This window comes from Streptomyces hainanensis (genome assembly GCF_004348415.1).
GTDB lineage: Bacteria > Actinomycetota > Actinomycetes > Streptomycetales > Streptomycetaceae > Streptomyces > Streptomyces hainanensis.
Map to the genome: position 1 here is coordinate 1 of NZ_SMKI01000503.1, position 5,360 is coordinate 5,360.

General features: G+C 73.9%; 5 protein-coding genes. 4 read left to right on the plus strand and 1 reads right to left on the minus strand.

What is annotated here, in order from left to right; all coding sequences use genetic code 11:
* Window positions 1-30 precede the first annotated feature (30 nt).
* A complete protein-coding gene (locus E1283_RS31165) occupies window positions 31-774 on the minus strand; it encodes a hypothetical protein (RefSeq protein WP_243745229.1) in 744 nt (247 codons plus the stop codon).
* Window positions 775-808: 34 nt separating this feature from the next.
* Here E1283_RS31165 and E1283_RS31170 point away from each other — a divergent pair, with 34 nt between their 5' ends.
* The 4 genes from E1283_RS31170 to E1283_RS31185 form a co-directional block, all read left to right on the plus strand.
* Window positions 809-1,624: an adenosylcobinamide-GDP ribazoletransferase gene (locus tag E1283_RS31170; protein ID WP_243745230.1), complete on the plus strand. Its 816-nt coding sequence runs from the start codon at window positions 809-811 to the stop codon at window positions 1,622-1,624.
* 137 nt (window positions 1,625-1,761) lie between these two features.
* Window positions 1,762-3,294 carry a leucyl aminopeptidase gene (locus E1283_RS31175; protein ID WP_132821529.1) on the plus strand — a complete coding sequence of 511 codons (1,533 nt, stop codon included), beginning with the start codon at window positions 1,762-1,764 and terminating at the stop codon, window positions 3,292-3,294.
* Between the two features lie 263 nt (window positions 3,295-3,557).
* On the plus strand, window positions 3,558-4,946 hold the full coding sequence (gene lpdA, locus E1283_RS31180) for a dihydrolipoyl dehydrogenase (protein WP_132821530.1): 1,389 nt from the start codon (window positions 3,558-3,560) through the stop codon (window positions 4,944-4,946).
* 65 nt (window positions 4,947-5,011) lie between these two features.
* Window positions 5,012-5,360: biotin/lipoyl-containing protein (locus E1283_RS31185; protein WP_341829966.1), on the plus strand; the 349-nt coding region annotated here is incomplete at its 3' end.

Here is a 5,360-nt window from a genome sequence, read left to right on the forward strand (position 1 = left end):
GGGGAAAACCCCCGGCCGCCGCCCCCGGCGTCAGCGCTCGTCGTCCGGCGGACCCGCCAGCATGTTGCTGAGGCGGCGCCCGACGCCGTCCCACCGCTCGTCGTGTCGCCGCGCCCGCCGCTCCGCCCGGGCGCGCAACCGCGGGCGGCTCCGGTAGAAGAGGCGGGCCCACAGCGAGTCCGGCCGGGCCAGCCGGAGCGCGCCGACCAGCGCGACGGGCGGGATCAGCACGCCGACGACGCCCAGCACGTACTTCCCCTTCCCCAGCGACACGACCACGAACAGCAGGTTGGCCAGCACGGTCGTGATCAGGTTGAGCCTGACCAGTTGTTCCTCGGGTCCCGAGTGGTTGACGCCGAACGGTGAGAAGCCGGTCAGCAGCATCCCGGCCAGGGCCGCCGTCAGGACGACGGCCTCGACGCTGCGGCGGCCCTGCTCGGTCCAGTAGACGTCGTGCAGGTACAGGATCAGCGCGAACTCGTCGAGTACCAGGCCGGCGCCGATGCCGAAGACGCCGGCCGTGACGGCGGCGGCCCAGCTCTCGGTGCCGGCGGCCACCGCGCCGAAGCCTCCGATCACCATCAGCACGACGCCCGGCACCACGTGGTGCACGTGTTGGCCGCCCGCGGAGATGTCGCGGAACGGGCCGCGGCCGGCCCGGATCAGCCGGGTGATGCAGCGGGTCACCATGAAGGTGGTCACGAAGGACACGAGCGCGAGCAGCAGCGGCAGTTTCCCCGGTTCGAGGATGTTGCGAACCCACCAGTCGCCCATGGCCTCCCAGCGTCCGGCGCTACGCTGCGATCCGATGAACGCCACGCCGCCCGAACCCCCAACGGACGCAACGCCGGCCTCGTCCCTCGACGGCCTGCGCTTCGCGCTGGGCACCCTGACCGTGTTGCCGGTCCGCGTCGCGCGGTGGGATCGGGCCGCGGCCCGGGTCGGGATGGCGTGCGCGCCGGTGGCCGGTCTGGTGGTCGGGGGCGCGGCGGCGGTCGTCGCCTGGTTTCTCGGGGTGCTGGGCGTGGGCCCGTTGTTGGCGGCCGTGCTCGTCGTCGCCGTGCCGGTGGTGCTCAGTCGTGGGCTGCATCTGGACGGTCTGGCGGACGTGGCGGACGCGTTGGGCAGCGGGCGGCCGGCGGACGAGGCGCTGCGGATCATGAAGCGTTCCGACATCGGTCCCTTCGGCGTGGTGACGCTGCTGTTCGCGCTGGGCGCGCAGGTCGCGGCGCTGGCGGAGACGGGCGGGGGCGCGCCGGCCGCGGCGCTGGTCGCGGGGCTCGTCTCGCGTGCCGCGCTGACGTGGGCGTGCCGGGTGTCGGGGCCGCCGTCGGCCCGGCCGACCGGTCTCGGCGCCGGGGTGGCGCGGGTGGTGCCGGTGCCGGCCGTCGTCGCCGCGTTGGGCGGCACGGTGGTGGTGGTCGCCGCCGCCGGCGCGCTGTCCGGCGGGGTGGCGGGCGCGCTCGCGGCGTGCTGCGCCGTCGGGTTGGGGCTGAGCGCGGCCGAGGGGCTGTTGTGGCACTGCCGGCGGCGGTTCGGCGGGGTGACGGGCGACGTGCTGGGCGCGGCGGCCGAGGTCGCGGGTACGACGGCGTTGGTGACCCTGGCCGTAGCGAGGGGTTGACGGGGGCCGGGCGTAGTCTTCTCGCGGATGTCCCCGGCCGGGTTTCGGGCCGTCGCGGGCATCCGGCATCCGGCCGAGCGGCGCGCGCTCCGCGCGGAGAGTCGGAAAGTGAAACGACGACGAGGAACAACATCACAGTGACTGAACTCACCCTCAGCAATCTCGCGGCGACCGCGGTGCCGGCCGACGCCGTGGTCATCGGCCTCGCCAAGGGCGAGTCCGGGCCGGTCATCGCTCCGGGCTCGCCGGCGGCGGCTGCCGTCGACGCCGCCTTCGACGGCGGCCTGGCCGCCACCCTGAGCACGCTCGGCGCCAAGGGCGACGAGGAGGAGATCACCAAGGTGCCGGCGCCCGACGGGCTGCCGGTGCCGCTGGTGGTCGCCGTGGGCCTGGGCGCGGCGCCCGAGTCGGGCGCCGACTTCCGTCCCGAGACGCTGCGCCGGGCGGCGGGCGTGGCGGCCCGGGCCCTGTCGGGCTCGGAGCACGCGGCGTTCGCGCTGCCGGTGGGCGGCGCCGAGGGGATCGCGCCGGTGGCGGAGGGCGCGCTGCTCGGCGCGTACGCGTTCACCGCGTTCCGTGGCCGGAGCTTCAACGGCGCGGACAGCGGGCCGCTGGCCAGGGTCACGCTGCTCGACGCGGACGCCGGCGACGCGGCGCACGCGGCGGCCGCGGAGCGCGCGCTGGTGTTGGCCGAGGAGGTCGGGCGGACCCGCGACCTGGTCAACACCCCGCCGAACGCGCTGACGCCGGCGGGTTTCGCCTCGCTGGTCGCGGCGGCGGCCGCCGAGTACGGCGTCGAGGTCTCGGTGCTCGACGAGGAGGAGCTGACGGCCGGCGGCTACGGCGGGCTGATGGGCGTGGGCCAGGGTTCGGCCGCGCCGCCCCGGCTGGTGCGGATCGGCTACGCGCCCGACCCGGGCGGCGCCCCGACGCTGGCGCTGGTGGGCAAGGGCATCACGTACGACTCGGGCGGCATCTCGCTCAAGCCGGCCGGCCACAACGAGACGATGAAGTGCGACATGAGCGGCGCGGCCGCCGTCCTCGGCACGGTGCTGGCCGCGGCCAGGCTCGGCCTGCCGGTGAACGTCACGGGTTGGTTGGCGCTCGCCGAGAACATGCCGTCGGGTTCGGCGGTGCGCCCGGGCGACGTGCTGACGATGTACAGCGGCAAGACGGTCGAGGTGCTGAACACGGACGCCGAGGGCCGGCTGGTGATGGCCGACGCGCTGACCAGGGCCTGCGAGGAGGCGCCCGACGCGCTGGTGGACGTGGCGACGCTGACCGGCGCGATGGTGCTGGCGCTCGGCAAGCGCACCTTCGGCGTGCTGGGCAACGACGACGCGTTCCGCGACCTGGTGCACGAGACGGCCGGGCAGGCGGGCGAGCAGTCCTGGCCGATGCCGATGCCGGTGGAGCTGGCGGACGGGCTGAAGTCGTCGGTGGCCGACCTGTCGAACATGGGCGAGCGGATGGGCGGTGGCCTGACGGCCGGCCTGTTCCTGAAGGAGTTCGTCGCCGACGGGGTGCGGTGGGCTCACCTGGACATCGCGGGCCCGGCGTTCAACGAGGGCGGACCGTTCGGCTACACCCCCAAGGGCGGCACCGGGTCCGCGGTGCGCACGCTGGTGCGTCTCGCGGAGCGGGCCGGCGCCGGCGAGCTGGCGGGCTGAGCCGGCCGAGTCGGCTGAGGCTGAGCTGGCCGAGCTGGCCGAGCTGGCCGGCCGCGATCGTGTCGAGGCCCTGTCCCGGTGGCCGGGACAGGGCCTCGGGCCCGCCCGTCACCGCAGCGTGCAAAGATGGTGTCCCGGCAGGACAGGGCCGCGGCTCACCCACAGGAGAGCCACACCACAGCCGCTACGGCGGCACCGGAACCCGCCGGCCGGTCACCGTCGACCGGCCACGGGCGAAAAACCCCATCTTGGAGGAACGTGACGTGGCGAACGACGCCAGCACCGTTTACGACCTAGTGATCCTCGGTGGCGGCAGCGGTGGCTACGCCGCGGCCCTGCGGGCGTCCCAGCTGGGCCTGGACGTCGCACTCATCGAGAAGAACAAGCTGGGCGGCACCTGTCTGCACAACGGCTGCATCCCCACCAAGGCCCTGCTGCACGCGGGCGAGATCGCCGACGCGGCCCGCGAGGGCTCCGAGTTCGGTGTGAAGAGCACGTTCGACGGCATCGACATCGCCGGCGTCCACAAGTACAAGGACGGCGTGATCTCCGGCCTGTACAAGGGCCTGCAGGGCCTGGTCGCCTCGCGCAAGATCACCTACGTGGAGGGCGAGGGCCGGCTGTCCTCCCCCACGAGCGTCGACGTCAACGGGCAGCGGTACACCGGCCGGCACGTCGTGCTGGCCACCGGCTCCGTGCCGAGGTCCCTGCCCGGCCTCACGATAGACGGCGACCGGATCATCTCCTCCGACCACGCGCTGGTCCTCGACCGCGTGCCCAAGTCCGCGATCGTGCTGGGCGGCGGCGTCATCGGCGTCGAGTTCGCCTCGGTGTGGAAGTCCTTCGGGGCGGACGTGACGATCGTCGAGGGCCTGCCGCACCTCGTCCCCGTCGAGGACGAGAACAGCTCCAAGCTGCTGGAGCGCGCCTTCCGCAAGCGCGGCATCGCCTTCTCCCTCGGCTCGTTCTTCCAGGGCGCCGAGTACACGGCCGACGGGGTGCGGGTCACCCTGGCCAACGGCAAGACGTTCGAGGCCGAGGTGCTGCTGGTGGCCATCGGCCGCGGGCCGGTCTCGCAGGGCCTCGGCTACGAGGAGGCCGGGGTCGCGACCGACCGCGGCTTCGTGCTGGTGGACGAGTTCTGCCAGACGAACGTGCCGACCGTCTCGGCCGTGGGCGACCTCATCCCGACCCTCCAGCTGGCGCACGTCGGCTTCGCCGAGGGCATCCTGGTGGCGGAGCGCCTGGCCGGCCTGAAGCCGGTGCCGATCGACTACGACGGCGTGCCGCGCGTCACCTACTGCCACCCGGAGGTGGCGTCCGTCGGCATCACCGAGGCCCGGGCGAAGGAGCTGTACGGCGCCGACCAGGTGGTCACGCTCAAGTACAACCTCGCGGGGAACGGCAAGAGCAAGATCCTGAAGACGGCGGGCGAGATCAAGCTCGTGCGCGTCAGGGACGGCGCCGTCGTCGGCATCCACATGGTCGGCGACCGGGTCGGCGAGCAGGTCGGCGAGGCCCAGCTGATCTACAACTGGGAGGCGCTGCCCGCCGAGGTGGCCCAGTTGATCCACGCGCATCCGACGCAGAACGAGGCGCTCGGCGAGGCCCATCTGGCCCTGGCCGGCAAGCCGCTGCACTCTCACGACTGACCTGGCCGCGTTATCCCAGAGCGCGCATGACCATTTGCCACTTTTCGTAAGGAGCAACAGAAACCATGGCGGTTTCCGTAACCCTTCCGGCGCTCGGCGAGTCCGTCACCGAGGGCACCGTCACCCGCTGGCTGAAGGCGGTCGGCGAGTCGGTCGAGGTCGACGAGCCGCTGCTCGAGGTCTCCACCGACAAGGTCGACACCGAGATCCCCGCGCCCGTGGCCGGCACCCTGCTGGAGATCACGGTCGGCGAGGACGAGACGGCCGAGGTCGGCGCCAAGCTGGGCGTCATCGGCGCCGCCGGGGCCGCCCCGGCCGCCGCTCCGGCGCCGGCGGCGCCCGCCCCGGCTCCCGCGCCCGAGCCCACTCCGGCGCCCGCCCCGGCGCCCGCCGCGCAGGCTCCGGCACCCACGC

What these genes read in the sequence shown, in the direction of transcription:
- E1283_RS31165 (WP_243745229.1), bottom strand. Translation starts at nt 774, where the DNA reads ATGGGCGACTGGTGGGTTCGCAACATCCTCGAACCGGGGAAACTGCCG.
- E1283_RS31170 (WP_243745230.1), top strand. Translation starts at nt 809, where the DNA reads ATGAACGCCACGCCGCCCGAACCCCCAACGGACGCAACGCCGGCCTCG.